Annotated in this window: 14 protein-coding genes; 10 read left to right on the top strand and 4 right to left on the bottom strand. The window is 68.1% G+C overall.

What is annotated here, in order from left to right; translation table 11 throughout:
- Positions 1-253: 253 nt before the first annotated feature.
- Positions 254-1,630 carry a YdiU family protein gene (locus ABDV78_RS15310; RefSeq protein ID WP_343528299.1) on the bottom strand — a complete coding sequence of 459 codons (1,377 nt, stop codon included), beginning with the start codon at positions 1,628-1,630 and terminating at the stop codon, positions 254-256.
- A 37-nt stretch (positions 1,631-1,667) separates the two neighbouring features.
- Between ABDV78_RS15310 and ABDV78_RS15305 the strand changes: the two genes are divergently transcribed.
- The 4 genes from ABDV78_RS15305 to ABDV78_RS15290 all read left to right on the top strand — a co-directional run bounded on the left by ABDV78_RS15305 (position 1,668) and on the right by ABDV78_RS15290 (position 5,702).
- Positions 1,668-2,528 (top strand): alpha/beta hydrolase, encoded by an 861-nt coding sequence (locus ABDV78_RS15305; RefSeq protein WP_343528298.1) that lies wholly within the window; start codon positions 1,668-1,670, stop codon positions 2,526-2,528.
- Positions 2,529-2,567: 39 nt separating this feature from the next.
- The gene (locus ABDV78_RS15300) at positions 2,568-3,704 is read left to right on the top strand and encodes a glycosyltransferase (protein WP_343528297.1); all 1,137 of its coding nucleotides are present in this window, start codon (positions 2,568-2,570) and stop codon (positions 3,702-3,704) included.
- A gap of 100 nt (positions 3,705-3,804) precedes the next feature.
- Positions 3,805-5,208 carry a nitronate monooxygenase gene (locus ABDV78_RS15295; RefSeq protein WP_343528296.1) on the top strand — a complete coding sequence of 468 codons (1,404 nt, stop codon included), beginning with the start codon at positions 3,805-3,807 and terminating at the stop codon, positions 5,206-5,208.
- Between the two features lie 8 nt (positions 5,209-5,216).
- Positions 5,217-5,702: a hypothetical protein gene (locus ABDV78_RS15290; protein WP_343528295.1), complete on the top strand. Its 486-nt coding sequence runs from the start codon at positions 5,217-5,219 to the stop codon at positions 5,700-5,702.
- A 1-nt stretch (position 5,703) separates the two neighbouring features.
- Here the strand turns inward: ABDV78_RS15290 and ABDV78_RS15285 are convergent, their stop codons facing one another.
- Positions 5,704-5,895 (bottom strand): hypothetical protein, encoded by a 192-nt coding sequence (locus ABDV78_RS15285; RefSeq protein WP_343528294.1) that lies wholly within the window; start codon positions 5,893-5,895, stop codon positions 5,704-5,706.
- Between the two features lie 125 nt (positions 5,896-6,020).
- Here ABDV78_RS15285 and ABDV78_RS15280 point away from each other — a divergent pair, with 125 nt between their 5' ends.
- Positions 6,021-6,383: a hypothetical protein gene (locus ABDV78_RS15280; protein WP_343528292.1), complete on the top strand. Its 363-nt coding sequence runs from the start codon at positions 6,021-6,023 to the stop codon at positions 6,381-6,383.
- A 21-nt stretch (positions 6,384-6,404) separates the two neighbouring features.
- Here ABDV78_RS15280 and ABDV78_RS15275 read toward each other — a convergent pair whose 3' ends face one another.
- Positions 6,405-7,403 carry a D-glycerate dehydrogenase gene (locus tag ABDV78_RS15275; protein WP_343528291.1) on the bottom strand — a complete coding sequence of 333 codons (999 nt, stop codon included), beginning with the start codon at positions 7,401-7,403 and terminating at the stop codon, positions 6,405-6,407.
- 122 nt (positions 7,404-7,525) lie between these two features.
- Between ABDV78_RS15275 and ABDV78_RS15270 the strand changes: the two genes are divergently transcribed.
- On the top strand, positions 7,526-8,026 hold the full coding sequence (locus ABDV78_RS15270) for an SH3 domain-containing protein (RefSeq protein ID WP_343528289.1): 501 nt from the start codon (positions 7,526-7,528) through the stop codon (positions 8,024-8,026).
- Positions 8,027-8,043: 17 nt separating this feature from the next.
- On the opposite strand, the gene ABDV78_RS15265 is transcribed toward ABDV78_RS15270, so the two are convergent.
- Positions 8,044-9,225, bottom strand: a complete 1,182-nt coding sequence (locus ABDV78_RS15265) for an acetyl-CoA C-acyltransferase (RefSeq protein WP_343528287.1) — start codon at positions 9,223-9,225, stop codon at positions 8,044-8,046.
- A 90-nt stretch (positions 9,226-9,315) separates the two neighbouring features.
- Here ABDV78_RS15265 and ABDV78_RS15260 point away from each other — a divergent pair, with 90 nt between their 5' ends.
- From ABDV78_RS15260 to ABDV78_RS15245, 4 genes are all read left to right on the top strand, one after another.
- Positions 9,316-10,077 carry a prepilin peptidase gene (locus ABDV78_RS15260; RefSeq protein ID WP_343528286.1) on the top strand — a complete coding sequence of 254 codons (762 nt, stop codon included), beginning with the start codon at positions 9,316-9,318 and terminating at the stop codon, positions 10,075-10,077.
- Positions 10,074-10,502 (top strand): hypothetical protein, encoded by a 429-nt coding sequence (locus ABDV78_RS15255; protein ID WP_343528285.1) that lies wholly within the window; start codon positions 10,074-10,076, stop codon positions 10,500-10,502. Before ABDV78_RS15260 ends, ABDV78_RS15255 begins: the two co-directional genes overlap by 4 nt.
- Positions 10,503-10,695: 193 nt before the next feature.
- Entirely contained in the window at positions 10,696-12,849 is a 2,154-nt protein-coding gene (locus ABDV78_RS15250) for a BamA/TamA family outer membrane protein (protein WP_343528284.1), read from the top strand.
- Positions 12,849-17,084 (top strand): translocation/assembly module TamB domain-containing protein, encoded by a 4,236-nt coding sequence (locus ABDV78_RS15245; RefSeq protein ID WP_343528283.1) that lies wholly within the window; start codon positions 12,849-12,851, stop codon positions 17,082-17,084. Before ABDV78_RS15250 ends, ABDV78_RS15245 begins: the two co-directional genes overlap by 1 nt.
- The last annotated feature ends 123 nt before the right edge of the window (positions 17,085-17,207 follow it).

Genomic DNA, 17,207 nt, shown 5'->3' with positions numbered 1-17,207 from the left:
GAGCTGCTCGTAACGGTCGCGTGAGGGGTAGATCAGCGCGGTGGCGGCGTCCGCTCGCTCCCGGACCAGTTCGGCGAAAGTGGCCGAGCGTGGCGATTCGTGCCGCCAGCGGCGGCGTCGCTCATGCGTTTCAGCTGGCGCGGGCGGTGGCGATTTCGCGAGCGGCGTTGCGGACCGGCAAAGCGGCGATCAGGGCGATCATAGTGCCGATGGCGGGTTCGAAGGTCGAGAGATGCTGGGTCAGGGACCGGGGCTAGGCCGCCGCATCAGGGTCAGCAAGCGCCGCGCCCATCGCGCGAATCCGCTCGACCTTGTCATGCAGCATCGTCCAGTCGTCGCGCTCGGCGATCGGTGCCCAGATCGCCTCCACCTCGTCGATCAGCATCGATTCGGGCTCGCCCTGCCAATAGGCGTGGTCGCGCGGGCGACGAGGGGCATAGGGTTCGATCAGGTCGCGGACGGCATTCCAATGCTCGTCATAATGATCGGGCACCTGCCCCCCGAACAGATCGAAATAGACGCGGTCGAGCCCCGCCCGGGACTCGCGTAGCGCCCGCTCGAACGTCTGAACCAGCGCCCGGTCCTCGGTGCCGCCGAGCGGGGTCACGCCCAGCCGCCACAGGATCGCGGTCACGATCTCCGTCTGATAGGTCGGCGCGAAGCCCTCCAGCGCGGCGATCAGCGGCGCGCTCTCGGCGATCAGGCGCAGGCTGGAGGCAAGCTGCATCACATCCCACTGGATCGCCTCGGGCTGACGGCCGAGCGCGTAGAGGCCCGTCTGGTCGAAATAGGCGGCGGTGAACTCGGGGTCCCAGGTCGGCGCGAACCGCCACGGGCCATAGTCGAAGCTCTCGCCAGTCACGTTGATATTGTCCGAATTGAGCACCCCATGGACGAACCCGGCGGCCATGTAGCGGGCGGCGAGCGTCGCGGTCCGCTGCGCCACCAGGATCAGCAAACGGACCGGATCGTCCGACGCCTCGCCGTAGAAATGGCGAAGGGCATAGGTGACCAGCCGCCGCATCCCCGCTTCGTCGCGCTCGAAGGCGAGCCGTTGGAAACTGCCGATGCGGATATGACCATGGCTCATCCGCACCATCACCGCCGAGCGGGTGGGGGAGGGCTCGTCGCCCCGGTGCAGCGCCTCGCCCGTCTCGATCAGCGAGAGCGTGCGCGAGGTGGGGACGTTCAGCGCCTCCAGCATCTCGGTCGCCAGGATTTCGCGCACCCCGCCTTTCAGCGTCAGGCGGCCGTCGCCGAACCGGCTATAGGGCGTCTGCCCCGACCCCTTGGTGCCGAGTTCGAGCAGCCGTCCGTCCGTCGCGGCCATCTGCGCGAAGGTGAAGCCGCGCCCGTCGCCCAGGTCGGAATTATACTGGCGGAACTGGTGGCCGTGATAGCGCAGCGCGAGCGGCCCCGGCAGCGTGTCGGGCAGCGGTTGGAAGCGGCCGAGATGGGCGATCCATTCGTCGTCGGTCAGCGTCTCCAGCCCGATCTCGGCGGCCGCGCGATCATTGCGGAAGCGGATGATCGTCTGCGGAAAATCTGCTGGCGCGACGGGATCGGCGAGGAAATCCGCGACATCGGCGAGGGCGCGGGCGGGGCGATAGGCTTGCGGGGACACGGGCATACCGCGATATGGAGGGCACACCGGAGGACGTTCAAGCATGTCGGCCTATGAGAATCGGTTTTGGTGGTCGAAAGACGGCTTGCGGTTGCATGCGCGCGATTATGCGGGGCCGGACACGCTGCCCCCGATCATCTGCCTGCCGGGCCTGACCCGCAACGCCCGCGATTTCGAGGGGCTGGCAGAGGCGCTGTCGGACCGGGCGCGGGTGATCGCGGTCAGCTTCCGGGGGCGGGGCGAGAGCGCCTATGCCAAGGATCCGATGACCTATGTGCCCCTGATCTATGTGCAGGATGTCGAGGCGATGCTGGACGAATTGGGCATCACCCGGTTCGTCGCGGTCGGCACTTCGCTGGGCGGGATCGTGACGATGCTGCTGGCGGCGACGGCGCGCGGGCGGCTGGCGGGGGCGGTGCTCAACGATGTCGGGCCGGAGATCGAACCGGCGGGCCTCGCGCGCATCCGGGGCTATGTGGGCAAGGGGCACAGCTTTCCGACCTGGCTTCATGCGGCGCGCTACCTTCACGAGAATAACGAGGACGTCTATCCCGACTGGGGGATCGAGGACTGGATCTCCATGGCCAAGCGGACCCATCGGCTGACCAGTGCGGGGCGGATCGTGCTGGATTACGACCTCAAGATCGCCGAGCCGTTCCGCGTGCCGGGAACCGAGGCGGGGCCGGACATGTGGGCGGCGTTCGACGCCCTGAACGGCGTGCCGACGCTGGTCGTGCGCGGCGAGCGTTCGGATATCCTGGGCACCGCCGTCGCCGAGCGGATGGTGCAGGCGATCGCGCCGTCCGAGCTGGTGACGGTGCCGCAGGTGGGCCACACCCCGCTGCTGACCGAGCCTGAGGCACTGGCGGGGATCGGCCGTTTGCTCGACCGGCTGGCGGGATAGCGGTTTTCAACTGGGGCGCCGCCCGCTAATTCCGCTGGCATGGCCCGTCCGCTCCACATCCTCCACCTCCACTCCTCCTTCTCGCTGGGCGGCAAGGAGGCGCGCGCGGTCGCGCTGATGAACGCCTTCGGCGACGCCGCGCGGCACACCATCGTCTCCGCCATGCCCGACGAACTGGGCGCGCGGGATTCGATCGCCAAGGGCATCCGCTACGAGATCGCACAGGATGCGCCGCCGTTGACCGGCAAGCCCTCGGTCAAGCGCTATGAGGCGATCGCGGCCTATATGCGCCGCTTCGACCTGGTGCTGACCTATAATTGGGGGGCGATCGACGGGGTGATGGCGCGCCGCGTCTATGCCAAGGGCGCGCCGCCGCTCGTCCATCACGAGGACGGATTCAACGCCGACGAGGCGCGCGGACTGAAGCTGGAGCGCAACATCTATCGCCGCATCGCGCTGTCGGCGGCGGACGCGCTGGTCGTGCCAAGCCATGTGCTGGAGGGGATCGCCCAGCGTATCTGGAAACAACCCGCCGAGCGAATCCACCGTATCCCCAACGGCATCGCCACCGCGCTCTACGCCCGCGATCCCGATCCCAAGGCGATCCCGGGCTTCGTCCGCCAGCCCAAGGAGATCGTCGTCGGCGCGCTGGCGGGGCTGCGGGTCGTCAAGAACCTGCCGATGCTGGTCCGCGCGATGGGCGGCATCGCGGGCCGGTTCCGGCTGGTGATCGTGGGCGAGGGGCCGGAGCGCGCGACGATCCAGCAGGCTGCCGCCGCGATGGGAATCGCCGACCGGCTGGTGATGCCGGGCTTTCTCGACCGGCCCTATCGCTTCATCCGGCATTTCGACATCGTCGCCTTGTCCTCGCTATCCGAACAGGCGCCGATCTCGGTACTGGAGGGGATGGCGGCGGGCCTGCCGATCGCCTCGCTGCCGGTCGGCGACGTGGCGTCGATGGTGTCGGAGCCCAATCGCCAGTTCATCGCCGACCATCCCAACGAGGTTCGCCTGCGCGATGTCATCCAGGCGCTGATTCTCAACCCCGAACACCGGGCGGCGGCGGGCGCGGCCAACCAGGCGCGCGCGCGGGCGGAGTTCGACGAAAGCCTGATGGTCGCGCGCTACAAGTCCCTGTACGAAAAGGTGCTGGGACGGCCGGGCGCGCTCGGCTGATTTCCGGTGTCCCGCCGCACGGCGGCGTGCCGTTAATTCCCACTCGCTAAGCGGCCCCGACACGCTATATGAGGCCCTTTCGGACAGACAAGGTAACGACGTGTTCAAAGGCTTGAGCCCCATCCTCTACAACGGCCGCGAGGTTTGGCCGCTGATCGAAGGCGGGAAGGGCGTCGCCGCCACCAACCACGCCTCCGCGGGGGCCTGGGCCGCGGCCGGGGGTGTCGGTACGGTGTCGGCGGTCAATGCCGACAGCTATGACGCCGAGGGCAAGATCATTCCCCAGATCTACCGCGCGCTGACCCGGCGCGACCGTCACGAGGAACTGATCGAATATGCCATCGAGGGCGCGGTCCAGCAGGTGAAGCGCGCCTGGGACATTGCCGGTGGCAAGGGCGCGATCAACATCAACGTGCTGTGGGAAATGGGCGGCGCGCAGCGGGTGCTGGAAGGCGTGCTGGCGCGTACCAAGGGGCTGGTCGCGGGCGTCACCTGTGGCGCGGGCATGCCCTATAAGCTGTCCGAGATCGCGGCGCATCACCAGGTCAGCTATCTGCCGATCGTCTCCTCGGGCCGTGCCTTTCGCGCGCTATGGAAGCGGGCCTATTCCAAGGCGTCGGAATGGCTGGCGGCGGTGGTCTACGAAGACCCCTGGCTCGCCGGTGGGCATAACGGCCTGTCCAATGCCGAAGACCCCTTGCAGCCCCAGGACCCGTATCCGCGCGTGAAGGCACTGCGCGACACGATGCGCGAGGGCGGCATTTCGGACGATGTGCCGATCGTGATGGCGGGCGGCGTCTGGTACCTGCGCGACTGGAACGACTGGATCGACAATCCCGAACTGGGCAAGATCGCCTTCCAGTTCGGCACGCGCCCCTTGCTGACCCAGGAAAGCCCGATCCCCGAGGAGTGGAAGCAGCGGCTGATGACGATCGAGCAGGGCGATGTCCTTCTCCATCGTTTCTCGCCGACCGGATTCTACTCCAGCGCGGTCCGCAACCCGTTCCTGCGCAACCTGGAGGCGCGGTCGGACCGCCAGATCGCTTTCTCGACCCAGGAAGCGGGCGATCATGTCTTTCAGCTCGACGTGGGCGTGAAGGGCAAGAATTTCTGGGTGACGAAGGGCGATCTGCTGCGCGCGCGCGAGTGGTTCGGCGGCGGCTTCACCATGGCGCTCAAGACGCCGGACAATACGCTCGTCTTCGTGACTCCCGAGGAAGCCAAGGAAATCCGCAAGGATCAGGCCGACTGCATGGGCTGCCTGTCGCAATGCCTGTTCTCAAGCTGGGCGGATAGCGAGACCAACTCCACCGGCCGCCTCGCCGATCCGCGCAGCTTCTGCATCCAGAAGACGCTGCAGGAGATCGCGCATGGCGGCGATGTCGAGCAGAATCTGATGTTCGCGGGCCATGCGGCGTATAATTTCAAGCGCGATCCCTTCTATTCCAACGGCTTCGTGCCGACGGTGAAGCAGTTGGTTGATCGCATCCTGACCGGCGACTGATCGTCGCCATGCCGCCGGAGCTTCGCGCGACATTGCACCATGTCGCGCGGGCGATGGCGGTCTTTCCCGAAGGCTGGTGGATCATCGGCAGCGCGGCAATGGCGCTGCACGGGGTCGAGGCCGGGCGGGTGAACGACATCGACCTGCTGGTCGACCAGCGGCTCGCAACGGCGGTGCTGGACCGGCTGGGTATCGCGCCGCTGGTCCTGCCGCCCGATCCGCTGTTCCGCTCGGCGGTCTTCGCGCGCTGGGAGGGGGCGGCCGTCCCAGTCGAGATAATGGCGGGATTTCAGCTTTGCGTCGGCGGCGCTTGGTACCCCGTCGAACCGCATTCGCGCGAGCGGATCATGATAGACGACGACGGGCTCTTCGTACCCGATCGCCCCGAATTGCTGTCGCTGTTCCGTCTGTTCGGGCGGCCCAAGGATGCGCCGCGCATCGCAGCGCTGGAGCGGGCGGGGGCCGGCCCTGGTCCGGCCTCTCCCGCCCGATAGGTCAGTCGGCGACGGTGCCGATCACCGCGCCCGCCGTACCGCCGACGGCCGCACCCTTTTCGACGCTGCCGCCCGTTGCCGCCGCGACCCCGGCGCCGCCCGCACCACCGATCGCCGCGCCCTTCAGCGTCGAGCAGGCCGAGATCGACAGGGTGGTCGCGGCGAGGGTGAAGGCGATTGCCAGCTTTTTCATGATGGTAGCTCCCGTTTGATGATGGAACGGGAATGCGGCGGCGCGCTTCGGGTTCCGAGGCGCAACATTTTGACATGGATCAGGGGCGAGGTTGATCCATAGCATCCGCTGTGTCAGGCAGGGGCATGCAACCAGCTATCCGTGCGATCATCGCCGCCTCATCCCACGCGCTCGTGAAGGGCAAAAAGGTCGCCGGCGTTTATGACCAGACGGCGGACCGGCATCTGCGGATCGCGGCGGAGGCGCGCGGCGAGCATCTCCAGGGTTTCGACGGCGATCGTGGCGTGAAGTTCGGCGGGACGCTGCCCGAGTTGACGGAAACCGGGGCAGGGGCATCGATCCATATGGACGTCGCGGGTGATGAAACGCGCGGTTATGACCGCAGCACGTCCAGCCACTTCACCTGCCGGATCGCCGAGGACCTCGTCCAGCTTTACGACCATGCAGACGGCGCGTGGTTCACCTTCGGCGTTCAGACCGTCGCATAACGCGGCGAGAGCGGGGGCAGCCTAAAGCCACCCCTCCAGCACCTGATCCGGCGGGCGGTGGCCATCGGCCCAGCTTCGGATATTGGCGATGACCTTTTCGCCAGAGGCCATGCGACCCTCCAGCGTCGCCGAGCCCATATGCGGGGTCATCACCACATTGGGGAGCGCGAGCAGTCGCGGGTCGATCTCCGGCTCATGCCGCCACACGTCGAGGCCCGCGCCGGCCAGCCGCCCGGCCTCCAGCGCGTCGACCATCGCCTCTTCGTCGACGATGCCGCCCCGGCTGGCGTTGATCAGGTATACATGCGACCGCATCAGACCGATTCGGCGGCGGTCGATCAGGTCGTGGCTGTCGGCGTTCAGCGGCGTGTGGATCGACACGATGTCGACCGCGCCCAGCATCGCGTCGAGATCGGGATACCAAAGCGCGCCCAGTTCCGCCTCGATGCTGGCGGGGAGGCGGCGGCGGTTGTGATAATGGACCGTCAGGCCGAAGGCGCGCGCGCGCCGGGCCACCGCCTGCCCGATCCGGCCCATGCCGACGATGCCCAGCGCCTTGCCGCCGATGCGGTGACCCAGCATCCCGCCGGGGCTCCACCCCCTCCACGCGCCGGAGCGGACCAGCTTCTCGCCCTCGGCCAGGCGGCGCGGCACCGACAGGATCAGCGCCATCGTCATGTCGGCGGTATCCTCGGTCAGGACGCCCGGCGTGTTGGTGACGATGATGCCGCGCGCGCGCGCTGCCTTCAGGTCGATATGGTTCACGCCCGCACCGAAATTGGCGATCAGCTTCAGCCGGGGTCCGGCCTGCGCGATCAGGTCGGCATCGATCGCATCGGTGACGGTCGGGACCAGCACGTCGCACTCCGCCACCGCCTCGACCAGTTGCGCATGGTCCAGCTTCTCGTCGGTGCGGTTGAAGCGCGTGTCGAACAGCGCGGCCATCCGGTCCATGATCGGATCGGGCAGTTCGCGGGTGACGACCACCCTGGGGTTCAGGCAGCGGCGCGGATCGACCATGACCAAGGGATTGGGCCAAGCCCGTCGGTCCGTCAACCGGCATGCGCCGTCCGAAGATGGTTGAAGCCTGGTCCCCCATCGGCGTACAGCCGGAGACGGGTGGGCCAAGAGAGGGAATGAAGATGCGCAGGTCCATGTTCGGACTGGCTTTGGCGGCGCTGCTGCTGTCGGCGGGGCCGATCGCCCCGGCGGCGATTGCCGCCCCGGAAAAGCGGGCCATGCCCTATTACGGATCGATCGGCGCGTCGGTGGCGCGGATGCGGACCGGCCCCGCGCGCACCTATCCGGCGAGCTGGACCTATCGCCGCGCCGACCTGCCGGTGAAGATCGTCGCCGCGTTCAAGGAATGGCGCAAGGTGCAGGATCCCGACGGTACCGAAGGGTGGATGCTGGCGGTCCTGCTGCGCAACACCCGCACCGCGATCGTGCGCGGGATCGAGCCGGTGCCGATGCGGTCGGCCCCCAATGAGGATGCCAAGACGCTCTGGCGCGCGGCCCCCGGCGTGGTCGGGCGGATCAGCGAGTGCAATGGCGGATGGTGCCGTCTGGATGTGAAGGGACAGGCCGGTTTCGTTCCGGTGGGCGCGATCTGGGGCGTCGATCCCGGCGAGACGGTGCCGTAGCGCCTGCGGCCGCCGCCTTACATCCGTTCCACCGCCATCGCGGTCGCCTCGCCGCCGCCGATGCACAGCGACGCGACACCGCGCCTCGCGCCCTTCGTCTCCAGCGCCGACAACAGCGTCGCCAGCACCCGCGCGCCGCTGGCCCCGATCGGATGGCCCAGCGCGCAGGCACCGCCATGGACGTTCAGCCGGTCGTGCGACAGGTCCATGTCGCGCATCGCGATCATCGCGACCGCGGCAAAGGCCTCGTTGACCTCGTAGAGATCGACGTCGCCGGTCGACCAGCCCGCCCGCTCCAGCGCCTTGCGCATCGCGAAGACCGGCGCGGTGGTGAAGCGGGCCGGCGCATGGGCATGGGCCGCCTGCGCCACGACGCGCGCGATCGGCGCGATCCCCAGCCGTTCGGCGACGCTCGCCCGCGTCATGACCAGCGCCGCCGCGCCGTCCGAGATGGACGAGGCATTGGCCGCCGTGATCGTACCGTCCTTGGCGAAGGCGGGTTTCAGCGTCGGGATCTTGGCCGCGTCGCCCTTGGCGGGCTGTTCGTCCAGCGTGATGCGGTCTTCGCCCTTGCGGGTCTTGACCGTCACGGGCACGATTTCCCGGTCGAATGCTCCCGATGCCTGTGCCGCCTTGGCGCGCGCGAGCGAGGCGATCGCGAAATCGTCCTGTGCTTCCCTCGTGAACTGATAGTCCTGTGCGGCCTCTTCGGCGAAATGCCCCATCAGCCGCCCGCGCTCATAGGCATCCTCCAACCCGTCCAGGAACATATGGTCGTAGAGCGTGTCGTGGCCGATCCGTGCGCCGCCGCGATGCTTGTGGCTGAGATAGGGGGCGTTCGTCATGCTCTCCATGCCGCCCGCGACGATCAGATCGGCCGAGCCCGCCGCCAGCGCCTCGGCCGCCATGATCGCGGCCTGCATGCCCGATCCGCACATCTTGTTGACGGTGGTCGCCTCGACATGCTCGCCGAGCCCCGCGAAGATCGCCGCCTGTCGCGCCGGGGCCTGGCCGAGCCCGGCGGGCAGGACGCAGCCCATATGGATGCGCTCGATCGCGGCCGGATCGACGCCCGCCCGCTCGACCGCGCCCTTGACCGCCGCCGCGCCCAGTTCAGTCGCGGACAGGCCCGAAAGACTGCCCTGGAACGACCCCATGGGGGTGCGGGCATAGGACAGGATGACGATGGGATCCGTCATGGGGCATGCTCTCCAAGGGGCTTGTTCTATGATCGGGCCTTACGCCTTTTGGCCGTGGCGCGCAAAGGGGCGTGCGGATAGAGCCGGGGCATGACGTTCATCGCGGCATCGGGGCTGTGGGCCGGAATTTATGGCGTGGCAGGTGCGATCGTCGGATCGTTCGTCGCCGCGCTGGTGCTGCGCTGGCTGGACGGGCGGTCGGTGATGGCCGGACGATCGGCCTGCGACGGCTGCGGAGGTATCTTGCGCGCCTGGGAACTGGTGCCGATCGTCAGCGCGCTCGCCCTGCGCGGCCGATGCGCCCGGTGCGGGCAGGGGATCGATCCGATCCATTTTCGGATCGAGCTGTTGGCCCTCGCGATCGGCGGGGCGGCCGGCTGGGTCGCCGGGCCGGACGGCTGGGTGGGGGCGGTGTTCGGCTGGTCGCTCCTGGCGCTCGGTGCGCTCGACGCCTTGGCGCTGTGGCTGCCCGATCGGCTGACGGCGTGGCTCGCCGGGACGGGGCTGCTCACCGGCGCGCTGGGCTTTGCGCCGCTATGGGGCGATCGGATCATCGGGGGCGTTGCGGGATTCGGCGCGCTCTGGGTGATCGCTGCGGCCTATCGGCATTGGCGTGGGCGGGACGGCATGGGCGGCGGCGACCCCAAGCTGATGGGGGCGATCGGGCTGTGGCTCGGCTGGCGGATGCTGCCCGCCGTGCTGCTGGCGGCGTGCGTGATCGGGCTGGGATATGTCGCGGCGCGGCGGATGCTCGGTGCGCGCGTCGCGGGGGACGACATGGTGCCGCTGGGGCTGCTCCTCGCGATCGCCGCTTACCCGAGCTGGGTGTTGATGATAGCATCGGGGTCATGATGCTTTCGCCCCTCTTCGCGCTGGCACTCGCGCAGGCGCAGCCCGCCCTGCCCATGCTCGGCACCCTGCCGCGCCAGCAACTGCCCGGGCGGGGCTGTGTCGCCTATCTGTGGACGGTGCAGGACCAGCGCTTCGTCGCGGCGGCGGATCCGGCCCGGCTGCGCATCATGCTCGACGGCGCGGTCACCGATCTGGCGGCGGCAGAGGCGGAGACGGGTGGGGCGGGCACGCTCGGCTTCGCGGGCAGCACGCGTTATGCCGCGAACGGGCTGACCGCCACGCTCGCCATGACCATCGCCCAGCGCGAGACGTTGCAGGACGGGGCGATCGTCTCCGACGCGACCTTGCGGATCACGCGCGACGGACAGGACGAAATCGTCGTTCCGGTGGGCGGTCTGGTCGGTTGCGCCCCCGCCTCGCGCTAGGCTGCGCGTTGCGTATGCGGAACCCCAACTGACCCTTTCGCGTTAGGGTGGCGTTGGGGGATCGATCCGAATTACGGAAGACCCTTTGCGGAAAGGGGCTTTGGACGGCGTGGCGAAACGGATCGGTAGACATACTTGGCTTGCGGTCGCGTTGATTGCCCCACCCGTCCTATCACCCAGTGCTCAGGCGCAATTGTCGAAGCCCGGTACGGCGCCCGCCCAGGGCCCAAGCCTGCCCGATGCCCAGTGCCAGGGGACGGAACGGGGGCAGGACGTTGCCGCCACGGACCCGCAGGGCAACACGCCGATCGTCCCCGATTCGCAGTTCAATGCCGCCCTGCCGCCGCTGAGCGGGGACATCAATGCGCCGTTGGAGCCCATGTCCTCCATGGCGACCACCCAGCCGCAGGCCCCGGCGATCCCCGCTCCGCAGGCCGCGCCACCCTTGCCCGCCGCGCAGGGCACGCAGCCGCTGGCGACCGGCGACGCGATCGGCCCGGTCACCCCGGAAGATCCGCAATTGGCCCAGCCGCTGACCCCGCTGGCCAGCTTCGATTCCACCCCGCTCCAGACCGAGACCGCCCCCAATGGCGAGCGTGCCCCCGACATCCGCTATGACATGGAGGTCCGCGGGCTGGCCGAACTGAACCTCGACGACGAGTTCAAGGGGCTGTCGGCGCTGCGCGAAGGCAAGGGCAAGGCGGCGAACGCGACGCAGGTGTCGGCACGTGCGCGCGAGGACGAACAGCTCGCGATCCGGCTGATGAAGTCGCTCGGCTATTATGACGCCACCGCCGTATCGACCCTGCAACGCGAACAGCAGGGCGAGGGGGAGGCCGGACGCCTGAAGGTGGTGCTGACCGCGACGCCGGGGCGGCTCTATCGCCTGTCCTCGATCACGGTGAACGCCGATCCCACGATCCCGCCCGATCTGGTCCGTTCCAATCTGCCGCTCAAGGTTGGCGATCCGATCGAGGCGGCGCGGATCCAGGGGGCCGAGGCCAATGTCAGCCTGGTCCTGCCTCAGCGCGGCTATCCCTTCGTCAAGATGGGGCAACGCGACATATTGCTGGAGGACCAGGGCCCCGAGCCGGTCGGGGCCTATATCCTGCCGGTCGATACCGGGCCGCGTTCGTCGTTCGGCAAGCTGACCACGGTCGGCGACCGGGTGTTCGATCTCGACCATCTGAACGTCTTTCCGCGCTTCGACGAGGGCCAGCTTTACGATTCGCGGCTGACCGACGATTTGCGCAACGCGCTGGTCGCGACCGGCCTGTTCAACGGCATCGCGGTCGAACCCAAGCGGACCGGCCGGATCGCACCCGACGGCACCGAGGAGATCGACCTGCAGGTCACCCAGACCAAGGGCCCCGCGCGCACCTTGTCGGGCGAGGGCGGCTATTCGACGGGCCAGGGCGTGCGGTTGCAGGGCAGCTTCACCAACCGCAACGCCTTCAAGCCCGAAGGCGCGATCATCGCCTCGGTCATCGCGGGTACGCAGGAACAGGGGCTCAGCGGCACCTTCCGTCGCTCCAATGCCGGGCGGCGCGACCGGACGTTCCAGGTCATCGCCTCGGCCAGCCACCAGAATTACGACGCGTTCGATGCCTTTATCGGCACGGTCGCCTTCCGCTGGAGCTATGACTCGACCCCGATCTGGCAGAAGAAGTTCACCTATGCCTTTGGCGGCGAGCTGACCGGCACCAACGAGAGCGTCTATGATTTCGCGCGCGGCGAGCGGGTGCGCGGCACCTATGGCATCGCGGCGATCCCCGGGCAGGTGGTGTTCGACCAGTCCAACGACTTGCTCAACCCCACGCGCGGCTATCGCCTGAAACTGAACCTCAGCCCGGAAACCTCGGTACGCGGTGCAGTGCGGCCCTATGCGCGGACGATGATCGAGGGGACCTTCTATTATCCCTTTAACGACAGCCTGGTGATCGCGGGGCGGGCGCGGGCGGGGGCGATCTTCGGGATCGAGCGCGACGATCTGGCCCCGTCGCGGCGCTATTATGGCGGCGGCGGCGGGTCGGTGCGCGGCTATGGTTTCCAGCGGCTGGGGCCGTTCGATCCGCAGGGCAATCCGGTCGGCGGACGCAGCCTGAACGAGTTCGCGCTGGAGGCGCGCTATCGCTTCGGCAATTTTGGCATCGTGCCGTTCATCGATGCGGGCAACAGCTATGAGAGCACGCTTCCGACGGGCAAGGACCTGCGGTTCGGCGCGGGCATCGGCGGGCGCTTCTACACCAATTTCGGGCCGCTGCGCGTCGACGTGGCGACCCCGCTGAACCGCCGTCCGGGTGACGGCAAGATCGCATTGTATATTTCGATCGGGCAGGCTTTCTGATGGCGGACGAACAGACCATGGCCGCCGCCGAGCCCGCGACCGAGACCATCCTGGTCCGCCGTCCTTTGTGGCAACGGGTGCTCAAATGGATCGGTTTTACCATCCTGGGCCTGATCCTGCTGGTGGGTGCGGTCCTGCTGGGCATCAACACCGATCCGGGCCGCCGCTTCGTCGCGGACCAGCTGGGCGGCTATACGACTGCCTCGGGGCTGAACATCAAGGTCGGGCGGATCGAAGGTTCGCTCTATGGCCGGATGAGCCTGGTCAATCTGCGGGTCAGCGATCCCAAGGGCGTGTTCCTGTCGAGCCCACGTCTGGACGTGGACTGGCGGCCCTTTGCCTATACCAACAACCATGTCGATGTGCGATCGCTGAGCGCCGATCTGGTCACGCTGGCGCGCCGGCCCGAGCTGAAGCCGACGCCGAGCGATCCCAATGCGCCGCTGCTCCCCGATCTCGATATCGATGTGAACCGGCTGACGCTCAAGCGCTTCGTGATCGGCGCGCCGGTGACGGGACAGCGCCATGTCCTGGCGATCGACGGCAAGGTGCATATCGCCGACCGTCGTGCCCAGGTGACGGCCAGCGCCGATGCGTTGCGTGGACCGGGTATCGCGGGCGGCGACCGGCTGCGGCTGGTGCTGGACGCGGTTCCCGATGCCGATCGACTGGCCGTGGACGTGAAGCTGACCGCCCCGACCGGCGGCGTCGTCGCGTCGATGGCCGGGCTGAAGGCGCCGCTGACCCTGTCGGTCGACGGGCGTGGCGGGTGGAAGGCGTGGTCCGGTCGCGCCATCGCCACCCTGGGCGGCGGCGAACTGGCCAATCTGAACGCGACGGCGCGGGACGGGCATATCGAGGTGCGCGGGCTGACCCGGCCCGGCCTGTATCTGGAGGGGCCGGTCGAACGGCTGACCGCACCTGCGTTGCAGGTCGCGATCGACACCACGCTGAACGAGCGACGCGCGGATACGCGGATGACGCTGCGTTCCTCGGCACTGATGGTCGATGCGGGGGGCCTGATCGACCTGGCGAACAGCCGGTTCGGCAATTTCGCGGTCGACGCCAGGCTGCTGACGCCGGGGGCCATCTCGCCCAATCTGACCGGGCGTGACGTGCTGGCGCGCGTTGTGCTGAACGGTGCGTTCGCGACGCCGACGGTGGATTACAAGGTCCGCGCGGCGGCGCTGGGCTTTGGCGAAACCTCGGTCCAGAATCTCTATGCCGAGGGTCTGGCCAAGGTGAATGCCGACCGCATCCTGGTGCCGGTCAAGGCGCGGGCGAAGCGGATCGCGGGGCTGAACGCGGCGGTGGGTGGCCTCACCAACAATGTCGCGATTGAGGGCGATTTCGCGATCGCCATGCCCAACATCCTGTCGGACAATCTGCGCATCCGTTCGGACAATATCGACGCGACGGCGGTCGTCGTCGCGAACCTGTCGACCGGCCGCTACACCGGCGCGCTCAAGGGCCGGGTCAACAATTACCGGGTCGAGAGCATCGGCATCATCAACCTGACCACCGACGCCAACCTGGTCGCGACGCCGACCGGGTTCGGGATGAAGGGCCGGGTGGTCGCGCGGACGCAGCAGATCTTCAATGATGGCGCGCGCAACTTCCTGGGCGGCAATGCGATCGTCCGCGCCGATGTCGAATATAGTCCCGAGGGCATCGTGACCTTCAGCGGCCTGCGTCTGGCCGCGCCGCAATTCCGTGTGACGCGAGGAAGCGGACGCTATAACCCGGCGAACGGCGCGCTGGCTGTGGAAGCGGATGCCTATTCCAACCAATATGGCCCGCTGACCGCGCGGGTGACGGGATCGCAGACCAATCCGGTCATCGTGCTGCGCGCGGCCCGGCCGGGAGTCGGCGTGGGCCTTGCCAATCTGCAGGCACGGGTCGTCGGCCGGAACGGCGCCTATGCCGTCAATGCGAGCGGCGACACCAATTATGGTCCGTTCACCGCCAATATGCTGGTCAGCACCGGGCGGCAGTTGGCCATCGACATTCGCAGTCTGGTCTTTGCCGGGATCAACACGACCGGCCGCGTCGTACAGACCGCCGCCGGGCCGTTCGCGGGCGCGCTGCAATTCGCCGGGCAGGGGATCAACGGCCGCGTCCAGCTCGCCGATCAGGGCGGCCACCAGCGCGCCGATATCGCCGCGCGCGCCTATAATGCGCGGGTCCCTGGCATGGTCGATTTCACCATCGGCCGTGCCATCGTGAACGCCAGCGTCGTCATGCTGCCGAACGCGCCGCAGATTATCGCCGACGCACAGCTTGCCGACACCCGCTATGGCGAGGTCGTCATTCAGTCGGCGCGCGCCAAGGTGAATTATACCGGCGGTCGCGGCACCGCGCAGGCGGTGTTGACCGGATCGTCGAGCATCCCGTTCAACGTCGCGCTCAACGCGCGCCTGTCCCCCAACGACTATCTGATCGCGGCCAAGGGGCAGGCCAACGGCATCAATTTCCGCACCACCAATCCGGCGCGGGTGCAGAATGTGGCCGGCGAGTGGCGACTGGCTCCGACCCGGATCGATCTGGGCCAGGGATCGGTGCGTGTCGCGGGCTCCTATGGCAACGGCATGAAGGTCCAGACGCGGCTCGACCGGCTGGACATGTCGATCCTCGACGCCTTCGTCCCCAATCTGGGCATTTCGGGACAGGCGAGCGGCGCGCTCGACTTCACCCAGGCCCGCGACGCCAGCTTTCCGGCCGCCGAGGCACGGCTGACCATCGCCAATTTCCGGCGTACCGGCCTGGCGGCGGTGTCGGACGCGGTGGATATCGTCTTTGCCGGGCGGCTCGTCGCCGATGGCGGGGAAGCACGCGCGCTGATCCGGCGCGGGCAGCTGGTCGTGGGCCGCATGGTCGCCAATCTGCGTCCGCTGCCGCCGGGCAATGGTGGCTGGGTCAACCGGCTGATGCAGGCCCCGCTGTCGGGTGGCATCCGTTATAACGGTCCGTCCTCGGTGCTCTTCTCCTTCGCCGCGCTGCCCAACCAGCAGTTGAGCGGGCCGATCGCGGTCGCCGCCGACTTCTCCGGCCGGGTCTCCGCGCCGCAGCTCAACGGCCTGATCCGCGCCGACAACCTGACCTATGACAACGAGGCCTATGGCACCCGGCTGAGCAATATGCAGTTGGCGGGACGCTTCTCCAACGACCGGCTGGAGATCACGCGGCTTCAGGCCAAGGCGGGCGAGGGCAGCGTCCAGGCGCAGGGTACGATCGGCCTGGCGGCGGACAGCGGCTATCCGATCGATATCCGTGCGCAGCTCAACAATGCGCGTCTCGCCGACAGCGACGCGCTGGCCGCGACGACCAGCGGCACGATCCGCCTGACGCATAATCGCGATGGCGGCCTGATCCAGGGCGACCTGACCGTGCCCAATGCGCGCTATCAGATCATCCGGCAGGGTCAGGCGGAGGTGCCCGAACTGACCGGAGTGCGCCGTCGCAGCGAGATTCGCACCCCGCGTCCGACCGACCGGCCCGCGCCCACGCCGCCGCCGGGGCTGTTCCGCCTCGACCTGCGTGTGCGGGCGGACAACCAGCTGTTCGTGTCCGGCATGGGGCTGGAGTCCGAATGGGAGATGGACCTGCGCATCGGCGGCACCAGCGCGGCGCCGACGATCAATGGCGGGCTCGACCTGGTACGCGGCACCTACAGCTTTGCGGGCAAGCGATTCGAGGTGAACAGGGGCACGATCCGCTTCCGTGGCGGCGCGCTGACCGACCCGGATATCAATATCCAGGCGACGACGACCACCGACGGCATCACTGCGGTCATCAACGTGACCGGCACCGGCCAGCGTCCGCAGATCAGCTTCACCTCGACGCCGACCCTGCCGCAGGACGAGGTGCTCAGCCGCCTGCTGTTCGGCACCAACCCGGAGAATCTGTCGGCGACCGAGGCGATCCAGCTCGCCGCCGCGCTCAACTCGCTGCGCGGATCGGGCGGCGGCGGGCTCAATCCGCTGGGCAAGCTGCGCTCGGCGGTGGGCTTCGACCGGCTGCGCGTGCTGGGGGCCGATGAGGCAACCGGCCGCGGCACCAGCCTGGCGGCGGGCAAATATCTGACCGACAACATCTATGTGGAGATCGTCACCGACGCGCGCGGCTTCACCGCCACGCAGTTGCAGATCGCGCTGACCCGTACGCTCAGCCTGCTGACCCAGACCGGATCGTTCGGCGGATCGGCGGCGTCGTTGCGCTATTCGCGCGATTTCTAGATGTTTGATCCCAGGCTTTGATGGTGCATTATTCACGAGCGAGTGGAAGGATGCACTATGGGCCAGATACTCCATGGGAGCGCCACGACGACTGAGGCAGTCCGTCGAGCGATACAGCATAGT

Origin of the sequence: Sphingomonas sp., from assembly GCF_039594485.1 — a bacterium.
Lineage (GTDB): Bacteria > Pseudomonadota > Alphaproteobacteria > Sphingomonadales > Sphingomonadaceae > Sphingomonas.
Note: the sequence above shows the minus strand (reverse complement) of the source record. Positions and strands in the feature narration are given on the sequence as shown.